The 24,434-nt window shown below is 63.5% G+C and carries 23 protein-coding genes; 15 read left to right on the top strand and 8 right to left on the bottom strand.

Annotation, left to right across the window (positions count from 1 at the left end):
- Window positions 1-50: 50 nt before the first annotated feature.
- From C4J87_RS24225 to gshB, 7 genes are all read right to left on the bottom strand, one after another.
- Complete coding sequence (locus tag C4J87_RS24225) at window positions 51-1,322, bottom strand: dihydroorotase (protein WP_124368689.1); 1,272 nt, start codon at window positions 1,320-1,322, stop codon at window positions 51-53.
- Complete coding sequence (locus C4J87_RS24220) at window positions 1,319-2,323, bottom strand: aspartate carbamoyltransferase catalytic subunit (protein ID WP_124364800.1); 1,005 nt, start codon at window positions 2,321-2,323, stop codon at window positions 1,319-1,321. The genes C4J87_RS24225 and C4J87_RS24220 overlap by 4 nt, the downstream gene beginning before the upstream one ends.
- Before the next feature lie 25 nt (window positions 2,324-2,348).
- Window positions 2,349-2,855 (bottom strand): bifunctional pyr operon transcriptional regulator/uracil phosphoribosyltransferase PyrR, encoded by a 507-nt coding sequence (gene pyrR / locus C4J87_RS24215; protein WP_124368688.1) that lies wholly within the window; start codon window positions 2,853-2,855, stop codon window positions 2,349-2,351.
- Between the two features lie 147 nt (window positions 2,856-3,002).
- Complete coding sequence (ruvX, locus tag C4J87_RS24210) at window positions 3,003-3,440, bottom strand: Holliday junction resolvase RuvX (protein WP_003213744.1); 438 nt, start codon at window positions 3,438-3,440, stop codon at window positions 3,003-3,005.
- Entirely contained in the window at window positions 3,440-4,009 is a 570-nt protein-coding gene (locus C4J87_RS24205) for a YqgE/AlgH family protein (protein ID WP_124368687.1), read from the bottom strand. The genes ruvX and C4J87_RS24205 overlap by 1 nt, the downstream gene beginning before the upstream one ends.
- Window positions 4,010-4,209: 200 nt before the next feature.
- Window positions 4,210-5,115, bottom strand: coding sequence for an energy transducer TonB (locus tag C4J87_RS24195; protein ID WP_124368685.1), 906 nt, complete (start codon window positions 5,113-5,115; stop codon window positions 4,210-4,212).
- Window positions 5,116-5,192: 77 nt separating this feature from the next.
- Window positions 5,193-6,146 carry a glutathione synthase gene (gshB, locus tag C4J87_RS24190; protein ID WP_124368684.1) on the bottom strand — a complete coding sequence of 318 codons (954 nt, stop codon included), beginning with the start codon at window positions 6,144-6,146 and terminating at the stop codon, window positions 5,193-5,195.
- A gap of 239 nt (window positions 6,147-6,385) precedes the next feature.
- On the opposite strand from gshB, the gene pilG reads away from it, so the two are divergent.
- From pilG to C4J87_RS24160, 6 genes are all read left to right on the top strand, one after another.
- Window positions 6,386-6,793, top strand: coding sequence for a twitching motility response regulator PilG (gene pilG / locus C4J87_RS24185; RefSeq protein WP_124364796.1), 408 nt, complete (start codon window positions 6,386-6,388; stop codon window positions 6,791-6,793).
- 46 nt (window positions 6,794-6,839) lie between these two features.
- The gene (gene pilH, locus C4J87_RS24180) at window positions 6,840-7,205 is read left to right on the top strand and encodes a twitching motility response regulator PilH (protein ID WP_034116227.1); all 366 of its coding nucleotides are present in this window, start codon (window positions 6,840-6,842) and stop codon (window positions 7,203-7,205) included.
- A gap of 12 nt (window positions 7,206-7,217) precedes the next feature.
- A complete protein-coding gene (locus C4J87_RS24175; protein ID WP_124368683.1) occupies window positions 7,218-7,742 on the top strand; it encodes a chemotaxis protein CheW in 525 nt (174 codons plus the stop codon).
- A complete protein-coding gene (locus C4J87_RS24170) occupies window positions 7,739-9,778 on the top strand; it encodes a methyl-accepting chemotaxis protein (RefSeq protein ID WP_124368682.1) in 2,040 nt (679 codons plus the stop codon). The genes C4J87_RS24175 and C4J87_RS24170 overlap by 4 nt, the downstream gene beginning before the upstream one ends.
- Before the next feature lie 99 nt (window positions 9,779-9,877).
- Complete coding sequence (locus C4J87_RS24165; RefSeq protein ID WP_124368681.1) at window positions 9,878-15,691, top strand: Hpt domain-containing protein; 5,814 nt, start codon at window positions 9,878-9,880, stop codon at window positions 15,689-15,691.
- Window positions 15,684-16,139 carry a chemotaxis protein CheW gene (locus C4J87_RS24160; RefSeq protein WP_124364792.1) on the top strand — a complete coding sequence of 152 codons (456 nt, stop codon included), beginning with the start codon at window positions 15,684-15,686 and terminating at the stop codon, window positions 16,137-16,139. Before C4J87_RS24165 ends, C4J87_RS24160 begins: the two co-directional genes overlap by 8 nt.
- Window positions 16,140-16,251: 112 nt before the next feature.
- Here C4J87_RS24160 and C4J87_RS24155 read toward each other — a convergent pair whose 3' ends face one another.
- Window positions 16,252-16,539: a HigA family addiction module antitoxin gene (locus C4J87_RS24155; RefSeq protein WP_124368680.1), complete on the bottom strand. Its 288-nt coding sequence runs from the start codon at window positions 16,537-16,539 to the stop codon at window positions 16,252-16,254.
- A 741-nt stretch (window positions 16,540-17,280) separates the two neighbouring features.
- On the opposite strand from C4J87_RS24155, the gene C4J87_RS24150 reads away from it, so the two are divergent.
- The 9 genes from C4J87_RS24150 (at window position 17,281) to mdcH (ending at window position 24,369) form a co-directional block, all read left to right on the top strand.
- Window positions 17,281-17,520, top strand: a complete 240-nt coding sequence (locus tag C4J87_RS24150; protein WP_124368679.1) for a DUF6124 family protein — start codon at window positions 17,281-17,283, stop codon at window positions 17,518-17,520.
- A 61-nt stretch (window positions 17,521-17,581) separates the two neighbouring features.
- The gene (locus C4J87_RS24145) at window positions 17,582-18,211 is read left to right on the top strand and encodes a nucleotidyltransferase domain-containing protein (protein WP_124368678.1); all 630 of its coding nucleotides are present in this window, start codon (window positions 17,582-17,584) and stop codon (window positions 18,209-18,211) included.
- Window positions 18,212-18,477: 266 nt separating this feature from the next.
- Window positions 18,478-20,148, top strand: a complete 1,671-nt coding sequence (gene mdcA / locus C4J87_RS24140; protein WP_124368677.1) for a malonate decarboxylase subunit alpha — start codon at window positions 18,478-18,480, stop codon at window positions 20,146-20,148.
- Entirely contained in the window at window positions 20,149-20,982 is an 834-nt protein-coding gene (locus C4J87_RS24135; RefSeq protein WP_124368676.1) for a triphosphoribosyl-dephospho-CoA synthase, read from the top strand. It begins immediately after the preceding gene.
- Complete coding sequence (locus C4J87_RS24130) at window positions 20,982-21,281, top strand: malonate decarboxylase subunit delta (protein WP_124368675.1); 300 nt, start codon at window positions 20,982-20,984, stop codon at window positions 21,279-21,281. The genes C4J87_RS24135 and C4J87_RS24130 overlap by 1 nt, the downstream gene beginning before the upstream one ends.
- On the top strand, window positions 21,274-22,116 hold the full coding sequence (locus tag C4J87_RS24125; protein WP_124368674.1) for a biotin-independent malonate decarboxylase subunit beta: 843 nt from the start codon (window positions 21,274-21,276) through the stop codon (window positions 22,114-22,116). Before C4J87_RS24130 ends, C4J87_RS24125 begins: the two co-directional genes overlap by 8 nt.
- Window positions 22,113-22,883 carry a biotin-independent malonate decarboxylase subunit gamma gene (gene mdcE, locus C4J87_RS24120; protein ID WP_124368673.1) on the top strand — a complete coding sequence of 257 codons (771 nt, stop codon included), beginning with the start codon at window positions 22,113-22,115 and terminating at the stop codon, window positions 22,881-22,883. The genes C4J87_RS24125 and mdcE overlap by 4 nt, the downstream gene beginning before the upstream one ends.
- The gene (locus tag C4J87_RS24115; protein WP_124368672.1) at window positions 22,877-23,473 is read left to right on the top strand and encodes a malonate decarboxylase holo-ACP synthase; all 597 of its coding nucleotides are present in this window, start codon (window positions 22,877-22,879) and stop codon (window positions 23,471-23,473) included. Before mdcE ends, C4J87_RS24115 begins: the two co-directional genes overlap by 7 nt.
- Window positions 23,470-24,369, top strand: a complete 900-nt coding sequence (gene mdcH, locus C4J87_RS24110; protein WP_124368671.1) for a malonate decarboxylase subunit epsilon — start codon at window positions 23,470-23,472, stop codon at window positions 24,367-24,369. The genes C4J87_RS24115 and mdcH overlap by 4 nt, the downstream gene beginning before the upstream one ends.
- Window positions 24,370-24,434: the final 65 nt, after the last annotated feature.

The raw sequence follows: 24,434 nt of genomic DNA, 5'->3' as shown, positions 1-24,434 counted from the left end.
CCAATGTGGGAGGGAGCAAGCCCCCTCCCACATTTTTTACCGTGCCCGCTTCAGGCCTGGTAGCTGATCCGCCCATCCATCAATGTGTACCGCACCGTTGCCGGCAGGCTGTGGCCAATGAACGGGCAATTCTCCCCCTTGGACAGCCAGTGCTCCCCGGCAACCGTGGAGCTGGCCGGGTCAAACAGCACCAGGTCCGCCGCCGCACCCACCGCCAGCTGGCCCGCCGGCAAGCGCAAGGCCTGGGCCGGGCCGGTGCTCAGCCGTGCCAGCAGCGTAGGCAGGTCCAGCAAGCCATCCTCCACCAAGGTCATCGCCAGCGGCAGCAGCAGCTCGACGCTGCTGATTCCCGGCTCGGTGGCGCCAAACGGCGCCAGCTTGGCATCGCGCTCGTGAGGCTGGTGGTGGCTGGAAATCGCCGAGACCACACCCGACTTCACCGCCGCGCGCAAACCTTCACGGTCGGCCAGGGTGCGCAGGGGCGGCTGCACGTGATAGAGGCTGGAGAAGTCGATCAGCGCCTCATCGGTCAGGATCAGCTGGTACAGCGCCACGTCTGCCGTCACCGGCAAGCCGCGCGCCTGGGCCTGGGCGATCAGGGCGACGCCGCGGGCGCTGGTCAGTTGGCTGAAGTGCGCGCGTACGCCGCTTTGTTCCACCAGCAACAAATCACGGGCCAGGGCCACGGTTTCCGCGGTTTCCGGGATGCCCGGCAAGCCGAGGAAGCTGGCCACCGCGCCTTCATGGGCCAGGCCGCCTTCGGCCAGGTCGCGGTCCTGGGAATGAAAGATCACCGTCAGGTCGAAGGTGGCCGCATATTCCAGGGCACGGCACAAGGTACGGCTGCTGCGAAAGCTTTCCAGGCCGTTGCTGAACGCCACGCAGCCGGCGTCGCGCAAGGCGATCAGCTCAGCCAGTTGTTCGCCTTCCAGGCCTTTGCTCAAGGCGCCGACAGGGAACACTTTGCAATTACCCGCTTCACGAGCACGGTCGAGGATCAACTCGGTGACCGCCGAGGTGTCCAGGATCGGCTTGGTGTTCGGCGGGCAGCACAGGCTGGTCACGCCACCGGCGGCGGCCGCGCGGGTTTCGCTGGTGATGTTGCCTTTGCGGCTGTAGCCCGGCTCGCGCAGGGCGACGTTAAGGTCCACCAGCCCTGGCGCGGCCACCAGGCCTTTGGCGTCGATGCTCTCGACGGCAAGAAAGCCTGCCGCCGCTGCGCCAATGGCGACGATCTTGCCGGCGTCCAGATGAAGGTCGGTAACGCGATCCAGGCCACTGGCCGGATCGATGACGCGGGCGCCGAGGATGCTGAGCTTCACTGGGCGTTCTCCTGCTCGAATTGACGTTGCGCGGTTTGCCCGCTCATGGCCATGGACAGCACGGCCATGCGGATGGCGATGCCGTAGGTCACCTGGTTGAGAATCACCGACTGCGGGCCGTCCGCCACCGCCGACTCGATTTCCACCCCTCGGTTGATCGGGCCGGGGTGCATCACGATGGCATCCGGCTTGGCACCGGCCAGGCGTGCGGTGGTCAGGCCGAACAGGCGGTAGAACTCGCCCTCGCTCGGCAGCAGGCCACCGGCCATGCGTTCGCGTTGCAGGCGCAACATGATCACCACGTCGACATCCTTGAGGCCTTCGGCCATGTCGGTGTAGACCTTCACGCCGTACTGTTCGACCCCAACGGGCAGCAAGGTTTTCGGCGCGATCACGCGAATGTCCGGGCAGCCCAAAGTCTTCAGGGCCAGCATGTTCGAGCGCGCGACCCGCGAGTGCAGGATGTCGCCGACGATGGCCACCGAGAGGTTTTCAAAGCTGCCTTTGTGCCGACGGATGGTAAGCATGTCGAGCATGCCCTGGGTCGGGTGGGCGTGGCGGCCATCGCCGCCATTGATGATCGCTACATTCGGGCAGACATGTTCAGCGATGAAATGCGCCGCGCCGGAATCGCCATGGCGTACCACAAACATGTCGGCGGCCATGGCCTCCAGGTTGCGCAAGGTGTCGAGCAGGGTTTCGCCTTTGCTGGCCGACGAGGTGGACACGTTCAGCGTGATCACGTCGGCCGACAGCCGTTGGGCGGCCAGCTCAAAGGTGGTGCGGGTGCGCGTGGAGTTCTCGAAGAACACATTGCAGATGGTCTTGCCGCGCAGCAGCGGGACTTTTTTCACCGCCCGGCCACCGACTTCGAGGAACGAGTCAGCGGTGTCGAGGATTTCGGTGAGCAGTTCGCGGGGCAAACCATCGAGGGACAAGAAATGTTGCAACTGACCCTGAGCATTGAGCTGCAGCGGGCGCTTGGCATCTAGAGGCGTCATCGCGGGGACTCTTTTACAAGGCGGGTTAAAGGGCAAGGTCTTGCAGTTCGAGTTCGAGCGGCGTTGGACCGGACAATTTTACCCGCTGGTGGGCTTGCAAAGACAGCGTCGCACCGACCACATCCGGGCTGATCGGCAATTCCCCAGCCTCCAGGTCCAGCAGGCACACCAGGGTGATACTGGCCGGGCGGCCGTAGTCGAACAGCTCATTCATGGCTGCGCGTATGGTACGGCCGCTCATCAATACGTCGTCGATCAGCACCAGGTGCTGGCCTTCGATCTCGAACGGCAGCTGCGAGGGGCGCACTTGCGGATGCAGGCCGTTCTGGCTGAAATCGTCACGGTAGAAGGACACATCCAGCGTGCCCAGGGGTGAGTCGCTGCCCAGCTCTCCCAGCAATGCCTGGGCCACCCACACACCGCCGGTGCGGATGCCGATAAAGCGCGGTTCGCTGATGGCGCGTTGCTCAAGGTGCGCCGTGAGGCGTATCGCCATCTGGCTGATCAGTTCGGCGGGATTGGGCAGGCTCATGGTGGCTCCTCATTAAGTGTGTAGGAGCGAGCTTGCTCGCGAGAAACGTCAACGATAACGCGTGAAGCCTGGATGTACGCGGTGCCTGTGAGTTCTTCGCGAGCAAGCTCGCTCCTACAAAAGCGGCATAGCAGCAAGCCGCGTCAGTCAGGATTCAAATAAAGCGGTGTTTTCATCCAGCCAGCCCTGTAGCAACAGGGCGGCGGCGATGGCGTCCACCGGGTTGTCGCGGTAACTGCCCTTTTGCCCGCCACGGTCACGGCGCTCGCCCTTGGCTTCAAAGGTGGTCAGGCGCTCGTCGTGGGTATAGAAGGGCAGGTTGTAGCGGCCATTGAGGCGGCGCGCGAACTTTTCGGCGCGCAGGCACATTTCGCTGGGCGTGCCGTCCATGTTCAGGGGCAGGCCGACCACGACGGCATCGGGCTTCCATTCCTTGATCAGCGCTTCGACCTGGTTCCAGTCCGGCACGCCGTTCTGGGCCTTCAATGTGCACAGCTCGCGGGCCTGGCCGGTAATCACCTGGCCCACTGCCACGCCGATCTGTTTGGTGCCGTAGTCGAACCCCAGGATCAGACGCAAAGCCATCAGGCGTGCCCCGCCTGGCTGGTCAACAGGCTGAGGTTGACCCGCAGCTTGGCGGCGGCGGCTTCCAGGCGCAGTTCGCTGGCGGTGTTGAAGAGGATGTCGGCGTCGAACGGGCAAGTCAGCCAGGCATTGCTGGCCAGTTCGGCCTCCAATTGCCCGGCTTCCCAGCCGGCGTATCCCAGGGTGATCACACTTTGCTCGGGGCCGACGCCGTCGGCAATCGCGAACAACACATCCTGGGACGTGGACAGCGAGACGCCCTCAAGGTCTACCGTGGCCTGGAACGTCGGCCCGGTGGGGTGCAACACGAAGCCGCGATCGGTCTGCACCGGCCCGCCGATGTAGATCGGCACGTCCTGGCAGCTGGCTGGCGGATCGATTTCCGGGCGCAGCTGCTCGAGGATATCGGCCAGGTTCAGCTCCTGCGGGCGGTTCACCACCAACCCCATGGCACCATTGGCCGTGTGCTCGACGATGTAGGTCAAGGTCTGCGCAAAGTTCGGGTCGGCCATATGTGGCATGGCGATCAGGAAGTGGTGCTTGAGGTAGGTCGGGCTGACATTTTTCATGTCCACTAGTGTGGCGTTGGAGGGGCGAACTGACAAGCTGGGAGTTTCCTGGTGGCGAGGGTCAGTGCTGATCGTTCCCACGCTCCGCGTGGGAATGTATCCGGTGACGCTCAGCGTCGCGGCTTTAAAACAGGACGCGGAGCGTCCGGGGCAGCATTCCCACGCGGAGCGTGGGAACGATCCGGCGAACGATCCGGCGATCAGTTGCTGGAAAGGCGGTCACCCTTGGCGAATTTCCAGGTGCGGATGATTTCCAGGCGGTCCACATCGTTCAAGTCGCCCGTAAAAGGCGCGAAGGGCGCGGCCAGGCGCACGATGCGCTGGGCGGCCTGGTCCAGCAAGGGCTGGCCGGACGACTCCAGTACCTGCACTTCATACAGCGAACCATCGCGGTTGATCGACACCAGCAAGCGCAAATTGCCGTAGATCTGCTGGCGGCGCGCCTCCTCCGGATAGTTGAGGTTGCCGATGCGCTCGACTTTCTTGCGCCATTCGTCCTTATACCAGGCGCCTTTGTCGCGCATGGTCGAGGCGGCGTTCAGGCGGTAGATGCGCGGGCGCTTGGCGTAGAGTTGCTGTTCGTGGGCCAGTTCGGCTTCGAGGCTGGAAATTTCGTCGGACAGCGTCGAACTGTCGAACGTCGGCGCAGGCTTGACGGGCTCGGGTTTGGGCTCGGTCTTGGTCTTTTCGCGCTGGGTCGGAGCTTTTTGCGGTTTGGGCGCAACCGTGGTCACGGCAGCCTTGGGCGTGGCCTGTTTGACTTCAGGCCTGGGAGCCGGCGGTGGGGTGACTTTGTTGACCTTGTTGTCCTGGAACGGCGCCACTTCGGTGGTCTTGGGCACGGCTTTCTTGTCGAGCGTGCCGCTGCCTTGCTGGTTCTCCTGGGCGAGAAAATCGGCCTTCTCGGGCTTTTTATCGCTCTTGAAGGTGGCCAGCGTGATTTCCAGGGTTTTGGTGATCTGCTTGGGCTCGACCATGGTGAAGCCCAGGCCGAGGATCAGTGCGAGGTGAATCAGCGCTGCCAGGAACAGGGTAAATCCGAGCCGATCAGCCGGGCGCACGCCGCTGTGGGAGAGTTCGGGGGGCAGTTCGGACGGGAGCGTCATGACAAGAAAACCAACATCGCGCGTTTCACAGGTGGCGCATGATAACGCAATGTTGGTTTATGTCCGGCTGTTCTATGTCACTTGGCTTGTAGCTTGCGCTCAATGGCCGCCATCAGCATTTCGCCGATGTTCGTGCCAAATGCGTTATCAATCTCGCGAATACAGGTCGGGCTGGTGACGTTGATCTCGGTGAGGTTTTCGCCAATTACGTCAAGTCCTACGAACAGCAGACCTTTTTCGCGAAGGGTCGGGCCGACTTGAGCGGCGATCCAGCGGTCCTTGTCCGACAACGGCCGCGCTTCACCACGGCCACCGGCCGCCAGGTTGCCACGGGTCTCGCCGGCCGCCGGGATGCGCGCCAGGCAATAATCCACCGGCTCGCCGTCGATCATCAGGATGCGTTTGTCGCCGTCCTTGATCGCTGGCAGATAGGCCTGGCCCATGATCTGCTGGGTGCCCAGCGCGGTCAGGGTTTCCAGGATCACCGAGAGGTTCGGGTCGCCCGCGCGGTGACGGAAGATCGAGGTGCCGCCCATGCCGTCCAGCGGCTTGAGGATCACATCACCGTGCTTGGCGGCGAACTCACGCAGCACGTCGGCGCGGCGGCTGACCACGGTCGGCGGTGTGCACTGCGGGAACAGCGTGGCGAACAGTTTTTCATTGCAGTCGCGCAGGCTTTGCGGCTTGTTGACGATCAACACGCCGGCGCGTTCGGCCTGCTCCAGCAGGTAGGTGGAATAAACGAATTCCATGTCGAACGGCGGGTCCTTGCGCATCAGGATCACGTCCAGGTCGCTCAGGGGGCTGTCGACTTCATCCTGCAGTTCGAACCACTTCTCGGGGTTGGCGAATACCTGCAACGGGCGCATCCGCGCACGGGCCTCGCCGTCGCCCTGGTAAAGGTCGCGCTGTTCCATATAGAACAGGCTCCAGCCGCGGGCCTGGGCGGCCAGGAGCATGGCCAGCGAGCTGTCCTTTTTATAGGAAATGCTGGCGATAGGGTCCATGACAATGCCGACGCGAACGCTCATGGGGGATTTCCTCTAGCAAATTAGGGCGCATAAAAGTGGCGTCAGAGTGGCGCTGCGGCTGTTGTGGGTCAAGGAAAAACCACCAGGCGGGCGCCTCGATAGATTGCGCCCGGAGACTGTGCTAAAAAGACTGCCACGGCGCAGCAGCCCTTGAATTCCAAGGCTTGTGGCGCTCATTCTGTGAGAGATCAGGCAGTACACACCGAAAACCGATTCGCTGTGGCGATGGTAGAGCAACTATGGAACAGCATTCCAACGCCTTGAGAGTGATGGTGATCGACGATTCGAAAACGATCCGCCGCACCGCCGAGACGCTGTTGAAGAACATGGGGTGCGAGGTCATCACGGCCATCGACGGTTTCGATGCCCTGGCCCGAATCGTGGACCATCACCCGCACATTATCTTTGTCGACATCATGATGCCGCGCCTGGATGGCTACCAGACCTGCGCGCTGGTGAAGAATAACCCGGCGTTCAAGTCGATCCCGGTGATCATGCTGTCCTCCAAGGACGGCCTGTTCGACAAGGCCAAGGGGCGTATCGTGGGTGTCGATCAGTTTTTGACCAAGCCTTTCAGCAAGGAAGAACTGCTGGGTGCGATCAAGGCCTATGTGCCTGCCTTCGCCGCAGTAGAACAAGCACACTGACGCCGCCTCAAAGGGGCCGGCGCCGACCAATGTAGTGGGGAAAACCATGGCACGTGTTCTGATCGTCGACGATTCGCCGACCGAAATGTACAAACTGACCGGCATGCTGGAAAAGCATGGTCACGAGGTTCTCAAGGCCGCCAATGGCGGCGATGGTGTGGCGCTTGCCCGCCAGGAAAAACCTGACGCGGTATTGATGGACATCGTGATGCCGGGCCTCAATGGGTTCCAGGCCACGCGCCAACTGACCAAAGACAAAGAAACCGAGCACATCCCGGTGATCATTATCACCACTAAAGACCAGGAAACCGACAAGGTGTGGGGCACTCGCCAGGGCGCCAAGGACTACCTGACCAAGCCGGTCGATGAAGAAACCCTGATCGCCACGCTGAACAAGGTGCTGGCCGGCTGACGGCACGCCATCATGACCGAGTCGCAAACCGCCTTTGAGCTGCTGCTGGACATCGACCGCCGCTGCCGCCTGCTGGCCGCCGACCTGCCGTCCCAGGAAACCCGCCTGCAACGCTGGAGCGGGATTGGCTTTCGCCTGGGGCAACAATGGTTTGTGGCGCCCATGGGCGAAGTCGCCGAGGTACTGCATGAGCCGCGCTGCACCCTGATGCCTGGCGTCAAGCCCTGGGTCAAGGGCGGGGCCAACCTGCGCGGGCGCCTGCTGCCGGTGATGGACCTGGGCGGGTTCCTCGGCCAGGCACTGTCCAAGGCGCGCAAGCAACGGCGGGTGCTGGTGGTGGAATTCAACGATCTGTTTGTCGGGTTGCTGGTGGACGAGGTGGTAGGCATGCAGCATTTCGCACTGGACGCCTGGCAGGCGAGTACCGCCGCTGGCGCGCCGTTTATCCAGGGCCAATTCGATGGTGACCCGCAGTGGCAGGTCTTCAGCCCCTTCGCCCTGGCCCAGGTTCCAGGCTTCATGGATGTCGCCGCATGAGCACCGTGACCACGCCCAAGCCCCAGGCCGCCTCGCGCAGCCGCTCGCAGATCATCGTGCTGTTTATCGCCCTGATCGTGTTCATCATGCTGCTGTTCGCCAACTTCGCGTACCTCAACACCCAGTCCACCTACGACAAACAGTACATCGGCCACGCGGGCGAACTGCGGGTGCTGTCCCAGCGCATTGCCAAGAACGCCACCGAAGCCGCCGCCGGCAAGGCGGCCGCGTTCAAATTGCTGGGCGAGGCGCGCAACGACTTTGCCCAGCGCTGGGGCTACTTAAAAAAAGGCGACCCGCAAACCGGCCTGCCGGCCGCACCCAGCGCCGTACGCGCTGAAATGCGTGCGGTGCAGACCGACTGGGAAGCCCTGCTGAAAAATACCGATGCCATTCTCGCCAGCGAACAGACCGTGCTGTCATTGCACCAGGTGGCCGCCACCCTCGCCGAGACCGTGCCGCAGTTGCAGATAGAGTCGGAAAAAGTCGTCGACATATTGCTCCAGCGCGGCGCCCCTGCGAGCCAGGTGGCACTGGCCCAGCGCCAGTCATTGCTGGCAGAGCGCATCCTGGGCGCGGTCAACACCGTGCTCGCCGGCGACGAAACCGCGGTGCAGGCCGCCGATGCCTTCGGTCGCGACGCCAACCGTTTTGGCGTGGTGCTCAACGGCAACCCCGGCCTGCGCATCACCCAGGTCGAAGACCCTGATGCCCGCGCCCGGTTGGGGGAAATTGCCGAACTGTTCGAATTCGTCTCGGGTTCCGTCGATGAAATTCTCGAAACCTCACCACAGCTGTTTCAGGTACGCGCTTCGGCGGGCAATATTTTCAACCTGTCGCAAACCCTGCTCGATGAAGCCTCGCACCTGGCCACCGGTTTTGAGAACCTGGCCGGCGGGCGCAGCCTGGATACCCTGGGTGGCTATGGGCTGGGGCTGCTGGCGCTGGCCTCGATCATCCTGATCGGCCTGGTGATGGTGCGCGAGACCAACCGCCAACTGCATGAAACCGCCGAGAAAAATGAGCGCAATCAGAACGCGATCATGCGTCTGCTGGACGAAATCGAAGACTTGGCTGACGGCGACCTGACCGTCACGGCCTCGGTCACCGAAGACTTCACCGGCACCATTGCCGATTCGATCAACTATTCGGTGGATCAGCTGCGCGACCTGGTGGCGACCATCAACCTCACCGCCGGGCAAGTCGCCGGCGCGGTGCAGGAGACCCAGGCCACCGCCATGCACCTGGCCCAGGCCTCGGAGCATCAGGCCCAGCAGATCGCCGAAGCCTCCACCGCGATCAACCAGATGGCCCAGTCCATCGACCAGGTGTCGGCCAACGCCGCCGAGTCCTCAGCGGTGGCGGAGCGTTCGGTAGAGATCGCCAACAAGGGCAACGAGGTGGTGCACAACACCATCCACGGCATGGATAACATCCGCGAACAGATCCAGGACACCGCCAAGCGCATCAAGCGCCTGGGGGAATCGTCCCAGGAGATCGGCGACATCGTCAGCCTGATCGACGACATCGCCGACCAGACCAACATTCTCGCCCTGAATGCCGCGATCCAGGCGAGCATGGCCGGGGATGCCGGGCGCGGTTTTGCGGTGGTGGCCGATGAAGTGCAACGGCTGGCCGAGCGCTCATCGGCCGCCACCCGGCAGATCGAAACCCTGGTGCGGGCGATCCAGGCCGACACCAATGAAGCCGTGATTTCCATGGAACAGACCACCACCGAAGTGGTGCGCGGCGCACGGCTGGCCCAGGACGCCGGGGTGGCGCTGGAAGAGATCGAAGGCGTCTCGAAAACCCTGGCGGCGCTGATCCAGAGCATCTCGAACGCGGCGCAGCAGCAGACCTCGTCGGCGGGGCAGATTTCCCTGACCATGAATGTGATCCAGCAGATCACCACGCAGACGTCGTCCGGTTCCACGGCGACCGCCGAAAGTATTGGTAACCTGGCGAAGATGGCCAGTCAGTTGCGCAGGTCGGTGTCAGGTTTTACCTTGCCGGCAGCCAAACAGGCAGATGACTGAAATGCGATCCAAATGTGGGAGGGAGCAAGCCCCCTCCCACAGTTGATCTCCATTGGTTTCAAGAACACCAGCAACTCATGAATTCTAAGCGGAGCAGTTATGGTTGATCGGCACGACTACGTGGCCCTCGAATGGGTCAAGGGCGACATTGCCGAAACCCTGAAACAGGCCCGTTCGGCGCTGGACGCTTATGTTGAAACCGGCGACGGCATTGATGCGTGCCTGGCCGGTATCCACCAGGTGCACGGCGCGCTGCAAATGGTCGAGTTCTACGGCGCGGCCCTGCTGGCTGAAGAGATCGAAGCCCTGGCGCTCGCGCTGCAGGCCGGGCAGGTCAGCCAGCGCGACGAAAGCATCCGCCTGCTGCAACAGGCCCTCGGCCAATTGCCGCTGTACCTGGACCGCGTGCACAGCGCCCGTCGCGACCTGCCGCTGGTGGTGTTGCCGCTGCTCAACGATTTGCGCAGCGCCCGCGGTGAAAGCCTGCTGTCGGAGACCAGCCTGTTCAGCCCGCAGCTGCTGACGATCGCACCGCTGCCCGATGAGGCGCTGGCTCAACGCACACCGCCGGACATTCACCAACAACTGCGCCAATGGCACGCACTGCTGCAGCAAGCCCTGGCCGGGTTGCTGCGCGAGGACCACGGCCCGAGCAACCTGGAAGACATGGCGCGGGTGTTCGCGCGCCTCGAAGCTTTGTGCCAGGGCGCGCCGCTGTTGCCGTTGTGGCAGGTCACCTCGGCGTTGGTCGAAGGCATGCTCACCGGGGTGATCGCCAACAGCCCGGCACTGCGCAGCCTGCTCAAGGCCAGCGGCAAGCAACTCAAGCGCCTGCTGGCCCAGGGCATTGTCGGGATCAACCAGCCGGCGCCGGATGAGTTGCTCAAGAGCCTGCTGTTCTACGTCGCCAAAGTCACCCGGCCGACGCCGCGCATGCAAAGTTTGAAGGAGCGCTACGGCCTGGACGAGGCCTTGCCCGACAGTGCCGTGGTGGATGCCGAGCGGGCGCGCCTGGCCGGGCCGGACCGCAACGCCATGGGCTCGGTGCTCGGCGCCTTGTGCGAAGAACTGGTGCGGGTCAAGGAACGCCTCGATCTGTTCGTGCGCAGCGACCGCCAGCACACCCAGGACCTTGACCCGCTGCTGGCACCGCTGCGCCAGATCGCCGACACCCTGGCGGTGCTCGGTTTCGGCCAGCCGCGCAAAGTGATCATCGACCAACTCGCCGTGGTATTGAGCCTGGTGCAGGGCCAGCGCGAACCCAGTGACGCCGTACTGATGGACGTTGCCGGAGCGTTGCTCTACGTCGAAGCCACGTTGGCCGGGATGGTCGGCACGGTGGAGCCGGAGAGCCGCGAAGAGAGCCGTCTGCCGACCACCGACCTGACCCAGATCCACCAATTGGTGATCCGCGAATCCTGCCAGTGCCTGCGCCAGGCCAAAGAATTGGTGATCGATTGCATCGAGGCCGATTGGGACCGCCAACGCCTGGAATCCCTGCCGGAACTGCTGAGCCAGGTGCGCGGCGCCCTGGCGATGATTCCACTGCCTCGCGCGGCAAGCTTGATGCGCGGCTGTACCGATTACGTCGATGAGCAGTTGATGGTCAACGATACCGCGCCCGGCCAAGCGCCGTTGGCGCATTTCGCCGAGGTGATCAGCAGCCTGGAGTACTACCTGGAACGCATGCTCCAGGACCCCGACGCCGCCGGGGAAAAAGTGCTGGAACTGGCCACCCAGGGCCTGAGCGCGCTGGGCTACCTGCCGGTGGAAAAACCCTGGCGCCAGGCACTGGCTGCGCCCGACGGCGCCCTGTCCGGCGACAGCGCGCCAAGCCAGTCCCAATTCGATGCGCTGGCCAGTCCCACCTCGCGCCTCAACCCTCCGGCCCTGCAGCGCCCGGGGAGCTTGCAGCCGCCCCCACCCGACGAAGCGCCGATTGACGATGAGTTGCGCGAAGTCTTCCTCGAGGAAGCCGATGAAGTCCTCGAAGTGCTGCACCGTTACCTGCCCGACAGCACGGAAAAAACCGCCCAGGGCGAAATGCGCCGTGCCTTCCACACCCTGAAAGGCAGCGGCCGTATGGTCCGCGCCCTGGTGATGGCGGAACTGGCCTGGGCCGTGGAAAACCTGCTGAACCGCGTGCTTGAGCGCAACGTCGCCATGGGCCCTGAAGTGCAGCAGGTGCTGGATGACGCGGTGGCACTGCTGCCGGAGTTGATCGCCGACTTCGCCACCGACGACCAGCGCCAGCGCGATGAGGTCGACGCCCTCGCTGCCCGCGCCCACGGGTTGGCCAGCGGCGCCCAGGTACCGGTTGCCGAGCCCCACGATCCGATGTTGCTGGAGATCTTCCGCAATGAAGCCCAGAGCCATCTGGACAGCCTCGACCAGTTCCTGCAACAGGCCGCCGAACACCTGCCGCTGCAGGTCAGTGATGAATTGCAACGCGCCCTGCATACCCTCAAGGGCAGCGCCTACATGGCCGGCGTGTTGCCGATTGCCGAACTGGTACGTCCGCTCGACCACCTGACCCGCGAATACAAGGCGCACCGTGTGCCGCTGGACCTGGACGAAATCGAGTTGTTGCTGGAAGCCGAGGGCCTGTTGCAAAAGGGATTGCGTGACCTGGACGGCGATCCCCTGGCGCCGATCAAGGGCGCCGCAGACTTGATCACGCGCACCCAAGGCCTGTTGGACCAACAGCTCGAAAACCTGCTCAACGCCCCCGGCACCGGCCTGCGCGTCAAGTGCGACCCGCAACTGATCAGCAACTTCCTGGCCCAGGGCATGGACATCCTGCTCGACGCCGAAAGCCTGCTGCGCCGCTGGCAGCAACACCCCGGCGAGCGCCAGGAGCTGACTGCGCTGCTGGACGAACTGACCACCCTGGGCGAGGGCGCGCACATTGCCGACCTGCACCCTATCGATCAATTGTGCGAAGCCTTGCTCGACCTGTATGGCGCGGTGGAAGAAAGCAGCCTGGCGGTCAGCGAGCGGTTCTTCCAGGAGGCCGAACAGGCCCATGAAGCGCTGATCAATATGCTCGACCAACTGGCGGCCGGGCAGGAAATCAGCCCGGCGCCGGCACGGGTACAGGCCCTGCGCGCGTTGCTGGATGACGCCCTCGATCCCTCTGCCACCGGCCTGATCAAACGTGACGGCAGTCGTGGCCTGAGTGTCGCCGAGCTGGGTGCTGCGACCGAGGAGCTGAGCCGGCACACGGCGATGGACGATGAGATCGTCGATATCTTCCTTGAAGAGGCGGTGGATATCCTCGACAGCGCCGGGCAATCGCTCAAGCGCTGGTTGCTGGAGCCCGACGGCCTGGCGCCGTTGTCCTCGTTACAGCGAGACCTGCACACCCTCAAGGGCGGCGCGCGCATGGCCGAAATCGGCCCGGTGGGCGACCTGGCCCAGGAGCTGGAATGTGTCTACGAGGGGCTGGTAGACCGCCGCTACAGCTATTCCACCGAGCTGTCCCAGCTGCTGATGGCCAGCCACGAACGCCTGGCCTTGCAGTTGGAGGAACTGCATCAGCACCAGCCCCTGAGCGACAGTGCCGAGCTGGTCACACGGTTGCGCGAACTGCGCCACAGCAGCCTTTCGGCGGCCCCGGTCGCGTCACCGGAAGCCTCGGGTGCCGACCCCGAGCTGCTGGATATTTTCCTCGAGGAAGCTGCCGATATTCTCGACAGCTCCGGCAGCGCGTTGCTGCGCTGGCAGGCCGAACCCGGCAACCGCCAGGAAGTGGAAACCCTGCTGCGTGACCTGCACACCCTCAAGGGCGGCGCGCGCATGGTCGAGATCGGCCCGATTGGCGACCTGGCCCACGAGCTGGAGTTTCTCTACGAGGGGCTGTCCGCAGGGCTGCTCGCGCCGTCACCCGAGCTGTTCGCGCTGCTGCAAGGTTGCCACGACCGGCTGGCGCAGATGATCGATGCGGTGGCGGACGGCTTGCCGGTGGGCTCGGTGGACAAGCTGATCGAGCGCATCAGAAGCCTGGTGCACCCCAGCGATGAGCCGGTAGTGCCGGTGGCATTGCCGGTGGGTAAGGCGGAAGCGGCGGGTGATCCGGCCGCCGACATGGTGAAGATATCCGCCGAACTGCTCGACGACCTAGTCAACCTGGCCGGCGAAACGTCGATCTTCCGCGGCCGTATCGAGCAACAAGTCAACGACGCACGCACTGCGCTCACGGAAGTGGAAACCACCATCGAGCGCATGCGCGACCAACTGCGCCGCCTCGACACCGAAACCCAGAGCCGGCTTTTCAGCCGCCAGCAGGCCGAGGCCGAACGCCTGGGCTACGAAGAATTCGACCCGCTGGAAATGGATCGCCATTCGCAATTGCAGCAGTTGTCCCGCGCGCTGTCCGAATCGGCCTCCGATTTGCTCGACCTCAAGGAAACCCTCGAGCGCCGCAATCAGGACGCCCATGACCTGCTGCAGCAACAGGCGCGTATCAACACCCAGTTGCAGGAAGGCCTGATGCGCACGCGCATGGTGCCGTTCGAGCGCATGCTGCCGCGCCTCAAGCGCATCGTGCGCCAAGTGGCGGGCGAGCTGGGCAAGGACGTGGAATTCGTGGTCGGCAATGCCGAGGGCGAGATGGACCGCAACGTCCTGGAACGCATGGCGGCGCCGCTGGAACACATGCTGCGCAACGCCGTCGACCATGGCCTGGAGTCTCGCGAGGTGCGCCTGCAGGCCGGCAAGCCGGAGAAGGGGCGCATCACCCTGGACCTGACCCACGAAGGCGGCGACATCGTCTTCGACATGCGCGACGACGGCGCCGGTGTGCCCCTCGAAGCTGTGCGCCGCAAGGCGATCAAGCGCGGCCTGCTCGACCCCAATCAAGAGATCAGCGACCGCGACGTGCTGCAGTTCATCCTGCAGCCGGGGTTTTCAACCGCCGAAAAGATCACCCAGATTTCCGGACGCGGTGTGGGCATGGACGTGGTGCACGAAGAAGTGCGCCAGCTTGGCGGTTCGATGGTGATCGACTCGATCCCGGGCGTGGGTGTGCACTTCAGGATTCGCCTGCCGTTTACCGTGTCGGTCAACCGTGCGCTGATGGTGCAGTGCGCGGACGATCAGTATGCGATTCCGCTCAATACCATCGACGGCCTGGTGCGCGTGCCGCCCCATGAACTGGCCGGGCACTACCAGCAAGATCCGCCGCGCTATGAATATGCCGGCCAAGGCTACGAACTGTTCTACCTCGGCGACCTGCTGCACACCGTCAGCCGCCCCAAACTGCTCGGCCAGTACCAGCCGGTGCCGGTGTTGCTGATGCAGTGCAATGAGCGGCACGTGGCGGTACATGTGGATGCCATGGCCGGCACCCGCGAGATTGTGGTCAAGGGCCTGGGGCCGCAGTTTGCGGGCGTTCAGGGCTTGTCCGGGGCGACGATCCTGGGCGATGGCCGCGTGGTGTTGATCATCGACCTGCTGGCGCATATCCGCGCGCGGCAACCGGCGTTGCCAGCGCAGTCGGTGGATGCGCCGCTGACCCTCAACGACCCGCTGAATAAGCGCCCGCTGTTGGTGCTGGTGGTGGACGACTCGGTCACCGTGCGCAAGGTCACCAGCCGCCTGCTGGAGCGCAATGGCATGAACGTGCTGACCGCCAAGGACGGCATCGACGCCCTCGCCGTGCTCGAGGAACACACCCCGGACCTGATGCTGCTCGACATCGAAATGCCGCGCATGGACGGCTTTGAAGTGGCGATTCAAGTGCGCAACGATCCACGCCTGATGCGCCTGCCGATCATCATGATCACCTCGCGCACCGGCCAGAAACACCGCGATCGCGCCATGGCCATCGGCGTCAACGACTACCTCGGCAAGCCGTACCAGGAGTCGGTGCTGCTGGAAAGCATCGCTTATTGGAGCAAGTCCCATGCTTGACCATCGCGCAAGCCAACTCACCGGGCTGTTGCTGCCGCTGGCTGACCGTCACCTGATAGTGCCCAACGTTGCGGTAGCCGAATTGATCGACTTCCAACGCGGCGAACCGGCCAGCGATGCACCGCCGTGGTACCTGCGCCAAGTGACCTGGCGCGATCGGCAAATCCCCTTGATCAGCTTCGAAGCCGTGTGCGGCGAAGCCAGCATGACCGGTGAGCGTTCACGCATCGTCGTGTTGAATGCCCTGGGTGGGCGGCCGACCTTGAAGTTCATTGCGCTAGTGATCCAGGGAATCCCGCGCTCGTACAAGCTCGATAGTGAACTGAGCTACGTGGACGTCCCGCTGTGCCCGCTGGAGCTGGCGGCGGTACAGGTGGGCGAACATGTAGCGAAGGTGCCGGACTTGATGGGGCTGGAAGCGTTGCTGGCCGAGTCCGGACTGGCCTGAGCCCTACGCAGATCCAATGTGAGAGGGGGCTTGCCAGTCTCAGCAACTGTCACTGAACCACCGCTATCGGGAGCAAGCCCCCTCCCACACTGATCGTGCTCGTCTCCAGACTTCAATCAATCCGCGCAAACCGCTCGATCACTGGCTGCTCACGATGCTCGGCCTGCCACAAGTCGTAGGCGCTTTGCATCGACAGCCATAGCCGAGCGCTGCTTACGCCAGCGCGCTCCAACCTCACGGCAAGGTCGGGGCTGACAGGCGCATGACCATGCAGGATCCTTGAAAAGGTTTCGCGGGCGAAGCCAAGCCGCCGTGCCATTTCGGTGATGGTAATGCCCAGGGCCGGGATCACATCTTCAAGCAATATTTCACCTGGGTGAGGTGGGTTGTGCATACCCATATCGATACCTCTACTTAGTGACGCTCTGCAATGGCCTTGCATCGGGTTTAACGATCGGATTCATGATGCCTGCCCGTGGCGCTATCGGATGGAAAAGGGTAGGGAGGTGAGTTCCGAGCAACAACCTGAAAAGCCTGTCGGAGCATTCTTTGCTGCCTATCGGAATGGAGATCAGCGGGAGCGACCAGCCCGGTCAATCAGTGGCTGCGTACGATGCTCGCCCTGCTACAACGTAGGGTTGGGATTTATATAACGTCTGAAATCGATGATCGTCCCCACGCTCTGCGTGGGAATGCATCCCGTGACGCTCCGCGTCACCCTTGCAAAGGGCTTTGGTGTTGCGCTGGCTGGCGGGACGCGGAGCGTCCCAGGCGGCATTCCCACGCGGAGCGTGGGAACGATCAGGCTGCTACAAGAGGCCCTTCGGATTTTTCCCGCAAGATTTTGGGCCGTGCATGAACTTGTCCCATGCAGCCCGCGCGCCTAGTCTTCGTCCCGTCATCGCAAAAAACGGTGACACGGACGTGCAAGTCCGGTTACATGTCGGCGCACCAACGCCCATAGCCATTCAGCGGGCGTTTTTCATGCCTGCTGTACTTGTTATGGCGGCTGTGCGCGGGAGATCCTTCGGGGTCTGCCGGGGTCCGATATGCCCGGTCTTGCACACCTGCGTACAGCTGCCACCTTATTCGCGTGCAAGTGAAAGAGGGCAGTCTCCATCACATATCGGAGCTGTAAATCATGGTCAAACCTACCCCCAATCCACCCCTCTTCACCGTAACCCCTCACCAAAACACCGAAACCCTGCTGGTCAACGCCAGCGAAACCCTGTCCTCCCTCAACGCACTCACCTGCAACCTGGCATTCGACCTGGACACCTCCCAGCGCGCAATCATGCTCGGGATCCAGCAAATGGCCGAGCTGGGGCAGTTGTTGGTGGATCAAGCGCTGGAGCAGATTTCCCCTTCCCCGGCGGCTTAAAACTTGATCGTTCCCAAAAAGGGACCTATCGTTCCCTTTTTGGGACTTATTGGTCGCCGCCATGCACACCTTACCGCTCAGCACCGCGCTCTTTACTGTCACCCAGCAAAAAGTGCTGGGCCTGCTTTTCGGTAAGCCCGACCAAAGTTTCTTCACTAATGAAATCGCGCGCTGGGCACAAGTGGGCAAAGGCAGTCTTACTCGCGAGCTGGAGCGTTTGCAGCTGGCGGGCATCTTGAGCATGACGCGCCAGGGCAATCAGACCCACTATCAAGCCAACCCTCAATGCCCTATTTACGCGGAGCTGCTTGCCATCGTGCGCAAGACGCTGAGCCTGGATGAGCCATTGCGCAATGCACTGGCACCGTTCGCCGAGCACATAACCTGGGCCTTTATCTACGGCTCCATCGCCAAGGGCGAGGCGCACTCATCTAGTGACATAGATCTGATGCTGATTGGCGAAAGCCTCAACTACAGTGAAGTCATGGAGCAGCTCATACCGCTGGAAGAGCACCTGGGCCGCACCATCAACCCGACTCTTTACACCCCTGAAGACTGGATCGGCAAATGGAATGCCGGGAACAGTTTTGTGCAGCGGGTCGTGCAGCAGGACAAGATCAATCTGATTGGGGCCAACCCCCTGGAATCCACGGATGGACAGCAAGGCAAACCTGGAGAATCTGCTGAATAAAAGTGGAAGGTTTGTTGGCTGGTCATAAGTGGATATAGCGGGCTCGTTCAGACACCACTGGACAAAATGTGGGAGGGGGCTTGCTCCCGATGACAGAGTGTCTGTCGATGGATGTGTCGACTGACACACCGCCATCGGGAGCAAGCCCCCTCCCACATTTTGATCATCGTTACTCCAGGCGTAACGGTTTGCTGCTGAGCTTGATTGATGCCCCCCTGAATCACTCCTAAGGTACAGCCCACGACAGCAAACCCTGTGGAGCGACCATGACAACCACAATAAACCCCGACTCGCGCTGGACGCGGCGGCGCGACGAGAAGCAGCGGCGGCTCGGGCGGGTCAAGCACTACGCAGACGGGGCGGTGTTGCCCAGTGACCGGATCGTCGAGGCGCTTGAGGCATTGATCCTTCCCGGCGACCGCGTGGTGCTGGAGGGCAACAACCAGAAACAGGCCGATTTCCTCTCGCGCTCCCTCGCCAAGGTCGACCCGGCCAAGCTCCACGATTTGCATATGATCATGCCCAGCGTCGGGCGCTCCGAGCACTTGGACCTGTTTGAAAAGGGCATCGCGCGCAAGCTCGACTTTTCCTTCGCCGGCACCCAATCCCTGCGCATCAGCCAGTTGCTCGAAGACGGCCTGCTGGAAATCGGTGCGATCCATACCTACATCGAACTCTACGCACGGCTGGTGGTGGACCTGATCCCCAACGTGGTGCTCTCCGCCGGTTTCATGGCCGACCGTGCCGGCAACATCTACACCGGCGCCAGCACCGAAGACACGCCGGCGCTGATCGAGCCGGCCGCGTTCAGCGATGGCATCGTTATCGTGCAGGTCAACCAGTTGGTGGACGACGTCACCGACTTGCCCCGCGTCGACATCCCGGCAAGCTGGGTGGACTTTGTGGTGGTGGCTGACAAGCCGTTCTACATCGAGCCGCTGTTCACCCGCGACCCCCGCCATATCAAGCCGGTGCATGTGCTGATGGCGATGATGGCGATCCGTGGCATCTACGAAAAACACAATGTGCAGTCGCTCAACCATGGCATCGGTTTCAACACCGCCGCCATTGAGTTGATCCTGCCCACCTACGGCGAATCCCTCGGCCTCAAAGGCAAGATCTGCCGCAACTGGACCCTCAATCCGCACCCTACGCTGATCCCCGCGATTGAAAGCGGCTGGGTGCAAAGTGTGCATTGCTTCGGCACCGAACTGGGCATGGAAAACTACATCGCCGCTCGCCCGGATGTGTTCTTCACCGGCCGTGACGGCTCGATGCGCTCCAATCGTATGTTCTGCCAACTCGCCGGCCAATATGCGGTGGACCTGTTTATCGGCGCCACCCTGCAGGTGGACGGTGACGGCCATTCCAGCACCGTGACCCGTGGCCGCCTCGCTGGCTTTGGCGGCGCGCCGAACATGGGCCACGACCCACGCGGCCGCCGCCATGGCACGCCGGCCTGGCTGGATATGCGCCACGACGATGCGCCGGTCGCACTGCTCGAGCGCGGCAAAAAGCTCGTGGTGCAGATGGTCGAGACCTTCCAGGAAGGCGGCAAGCCCACCTTCGTCGAGACCCTCGATGCGGTGGAAGTGGCGCGCAAAAGCGGCATGCCCCTGGCGCCGATCATGATCTACGGCGACGACGTCACCCACCTGCTCACCGAAGAAGGCATCGCCTACCTCTACAAGGCCCGGTCCCTGGAAGAACGCCAGGCGATGATCGCCGCCGTCGCCGGGGTGACCGCCATCGGCCTGCGCCATAACCCCAAGGACACCGCGCGCATGCGCCGTGAAGGCTTGATTGCCTTGCCCGAAGACTTGGGTATCCGCCGCACCGACGCCACCCGTGAACTGCTGGCCGCCAAGAGCGTGGCCGACTTGGTGGAGTGGTCCGGTGGCCTGTACAACCCGCCCGCCAAATTCAGGAGCTGGTAAATGCGCGCGCTCAAACTGCATGAAGTGAGCCTGGCCGATCGCCTGGCGGATATGGCTGTCGATGCGCTGATCGATGAAGCCGACCTGTCGCCTAAACCGGCCCTGGTGGACCGTCGCGGCAACGGCGCCCACAGTGATTTGCACCTGGGGCTGATGCACGCGTCGGCGCTGTCGCTGTGGCCGATGTTCAAGGCAATGGCCGAGGCTGCGCTTGAGATCGGTGAAATCGGTTTGCCCCTGCGTGAGGCCCTCGGGCGAATCGGTCGTGACGGTGAGCAGGCGATGCTCGCTACCACGGGCGGCGTGAATACTCATCGCGGCGCGATCTGGGCCCTCGGCCTGCTGACTGCGGCGGCAGCGCTGCAACCCCGCGCCATACCGTTGAACGCCGCCAGGCTCGCCCTGCTCAACGACCGCTACGCCCCGCAATCCTTGAGCCACGGCGCCCAGGTCGCCCAGCGCTACGGCGCACGCGGTGCCCGTGAAGAAGCGCAATTGGGCTTCCCGTCAGTGCTGCAACGCGGCCTGCCGCAACTGCACAAAAGCCGCCGGCAAAACGCCGGTGAACAGAACGCCCGCCTGGACGCCTTGCTCGCAATCATGACCGACCTGGCCGACACCTGCGTGCTCTATCGCGCCGGCCTGGAAGGCCTGCAGGCCATGCAGCGCGGCGCTCAGGCCGTGCTCGACGCCGGCGGCAGCGCGACCCTCGCCGGTCGCCGCCAACTGCACGCGCTGGACCAACAACTGCTGGCTCTGAATGCCTCCCCCGGTGGCGCCGCCGACCTGTTGGCCGCCTGCCTGTTTATCGACCGCCTCGACGGAGCGTTGTGATGGAAACCTTAACCTTTGAATTCCCCGCCGGGCAGCCAGCAAAAGGCCGCGCGCTGGTGGGGTGCGTCGGCTCCGGCGACCTTGAGGTGCTGCTGGAACCGGGCACCGCCGGCACGTTGACCATCCAGGTACAGACCTCGGTGAATGGCGCCGAACAACGCTGGCAGCACCTGTTCGAACGCATCTTTCAGGAGCAGACACCACCGGCCCTGAACATTGATGTCCACGATTTCGGCGCCACCCCCGGCGTGGTGCGCTTGCGCCTGGAGCAAGGCTTCGAGGAGATCGGCCATGACTGACTTGCTCGCCAAACACAGCTTTGTCGAACTGGGTGCGCGGCAGCGGGCCAAGGCCTTGTTGGATGCCGGCACCTTTCGCGAACTGATCGACCCCTTCCAGCGCGTCATGTCGCCCTGGCTCAGCCGCCAAGGTGTGGTGCCCCAGGCCGATGACGGCGTGGTCATCGCCAAGGGCAGCATCGGCGGCTTGCCTGTGGTGATTGCAGCCATTGAAGGCAACTTCCAGGGCGGCAGCCTCGGTGAAGTCGGCGGCGCAAAAATCGCTGGCGCCCTGGAACTGGCGGCTGAAGACAACCGCAACGGCATCCCGACGCGCGCCGTGCTGCTATTGGAAACCGGGGGTGTGCGGCTACAGGAAGCGAACCTGGGGCTGGCCGCGATTGCCGACATACACGCGGCGATTGTCGACCTGCGCCAGTACCAGCCGGTGATCGGCGTGGTGGCGGGCAGCGTGGGTTGTTTCGGTGGCATGTCCATCGCGGCCGGGCTGTGCAGCTACCTCGTCCTCACCCGTGAAGCGCGCTTGGGCCTCAATGGTCCGCAAGTGATCGAACAGGAAGCCGGACTGGAAGAATACGACTCGCGCGACCGGCCCTTTATCTGGAGCCTTACGGGCGGCGAACAGCGTTTCAACAGCGGCCTGGCCGACCGTTACGTGGCCGACGATGTAGCGCAGATCCAGCAGACGGTCAGTACATTGTTGCAGCAAGGCTTGCCCGCGCTACAACGCAGTCGCCAGGCTGACTATTACCTCACACGCTTGGCCGAATTGGACGCCGTACCGCAAATCGACCCGGCGACGGTGCGCGAGCTGTATCAAGGAGAACGCTCATGAGAGGCTTGCAGTGGTTCAACGCATTGAGCGCCGGCGCTGCGCCTGTAGCAGGTTTGCCGGCGTCGCTCCGGGTTGCCGACGCGGTCCTCGGTGGGCAAAAAGTGCGCTTTGTCGCCGTGGTCACTGACGCGCAAAACCGCTTCCCCCGGGCGCGCAATGGCGAAGTCGGCCTGCTCGAAGGCTGGGGCCTGGCCAAGGCCGTCGATGAGGCCGTCGCGAGAGGCGACAAGCGGCCCATCATCGCCATCGTCGATGTGCCTAGCCAAGCCTACGGCCGTCGCGAAGAAGCGCTCGGCATCCATCAGGCCCTGGCCGCTGCTGCCGACAGCTACGCTCGCGCCCGTCTCGCCGGGCACCCGGTGATCGCATTGCTGGTGGGCAAGGCCATGTCCGGTGCGTTCCTGGCCCACGGTTACCAGGCCAACCGCCTGATCGCCCTGCGTGACCCCGGCGTGATGGTGCACGCCATGGGCAAGGCTTCGGCTGCGCGGGTGACCCTGCGCAGCGTCGAAGAGCTGGAAGCCCTGGCCGCCAGCGTGCCGCCCATGGCCTACGACATCGACAGCTATGCCAGCCTCGGCTTGCTCTGGGAAACCTTGGCCGTCAGCCAGATTGAACAGCCGACGGCGGACGATGTGGCGCGGGTCAGCGATTGCCTGATGAATGCGATCAAGGATGTCGGCAGCACCGATTTGAGCGGGCGCCTCGGCGCGACTAATCGCGCAGCCTCCAGCCACGTTCGCCAACTGTTGCGGGAACAATGGTGAACGCCCACGACTTGCTCTGGGGCATGACCCCGGCGCATGTGCCCGCCGACGCACCGGCCTGGGTGCGGGAGACGCTCGGTGCCGGCCACCCGGTGGTGGTGCGCCGTGCCATCGCCGAACCGGGTTATGTGGCGGTCGGCGTGCGCGGGCGTTTGCGCGAGCACCGTTTTGCCGGGTGGATGCCGCTGGCGGCGGTGCAGCGGCGGGTGATCCCGGAAGCGTTGCGCGGGGTGATTTCGCCGAGGGATTTACCGGCGTTGCGCGCGCTCGACCAACTGCGGCCGGTGTTGGCGCAGGAGACATGGGGCGTCACAGGCAGCGCGGGTTTCGAGTTGGCCAGCGGGATTGAAGCGCTGCATGCCCAGAGTGACCTGGATTTGCTTCTGCGCACGCCCGAACCTTTGGCCCGTGATGATGCTGAGGACCTCCTGGCGATGCTTGATAGGGCAGAGTGCGCCGTCGACCTGCAACTGCAAACCCCGTTCGGCGCCGTCGCCTTGCGCGAATGGGCCAGCGGTTCACCCCGCGTGCTGCTGAAAACCGCCAGCGGTGCACACCTGGTGCTCGACCCGTGGCAGGCCGTGGCATGAGCAGCCTGCTGGTGTTTCCGGGGCAGGGTGCCCAACGGCCGGGCATGCTCCAGTCGCTGCCCGAAGCGGTGCTGGAAGAAGCCAGCGATGTGCTGGGCGAAGACGTACGCCTGCTCGATTCGGAGCAAGCCCTGGCAAGTACCCGCGCCGTGCAACTGTGCCTGTTGATCGCCGGCATTGCCCACGCCCGTCTGTTGGAGCGCACCCCGGATTACGTCGCGGGCCTGTCCATCGGCGCCTATCCCGCCGCTGTCATCGCCGGTGCGCTGGATTTCGCCGACGCCGTCAGGCTGGTCAGCCTGCGCGGTGAGTTGATGCAGCAGGCTTATCCACAGGGCTATGGCATGACCGCGCTGATAGGCCCTGATTTATCCACCGTTGAAACGTTGCTGGCCGAGATCCACAGCGCGCAAACCCCCGTGTACCTGGCCAATATCAACGCCGATAACCAGACGGTCATCGCCGGCAGCGACGAGGCGATGAAACAGGTGGCGGCGCGCATCAAAGGCAACGGCATCGCCCGGCGCCTGGCCGTCAGCGTACCGTCCCACTGTGCGTTGCTGGACGCGCCCGCCAAGGTCCTCGCCCAGGCCTTCGTTCCGCTCAAGACGCCGCGCATCACCTATCTGAGCAGCACCCGCGCGCGGCCGATCCACAACCCCGAACAGCTTTGCGACGACCTGGCCTTCAACATGTGCCGCGTCGTCGATTGGCGCGGCACCGTACAAAGCGCCTATGAGCGCGGTGTGCGCCTGCAAATCGAACTGCCCCCGGGCGCCGTGCTCACCGGCCTGTCACGCCGCGTGTTCGAACAAGGCACGGTGATCGCCTGCGAAGGCGCGCGCCTGGACACCTTGCAGGCCTTGCTGGAAGAGGAGGAGCGCCGCCACCGATAAAGCACTACCCAAGGCTTTCGAAGCACAACAACAACAATTTCGATCGAGCACTTTGAGGACAACAA

It is taken from the genome of Pseudomonas sp. R1-43-08, from assembly GCF_003852255.1.
Lineage (GTDB): Bacteria > Pseudomonadota > Gammaproteobacteria > Pseudomonadales > Pseudomonadaceae > Aquipseudomonas.
Note: the sequence above shows the minus strand (reverse complement) of the source record. Positions and strands in the feature narration are given on the sequence as shown.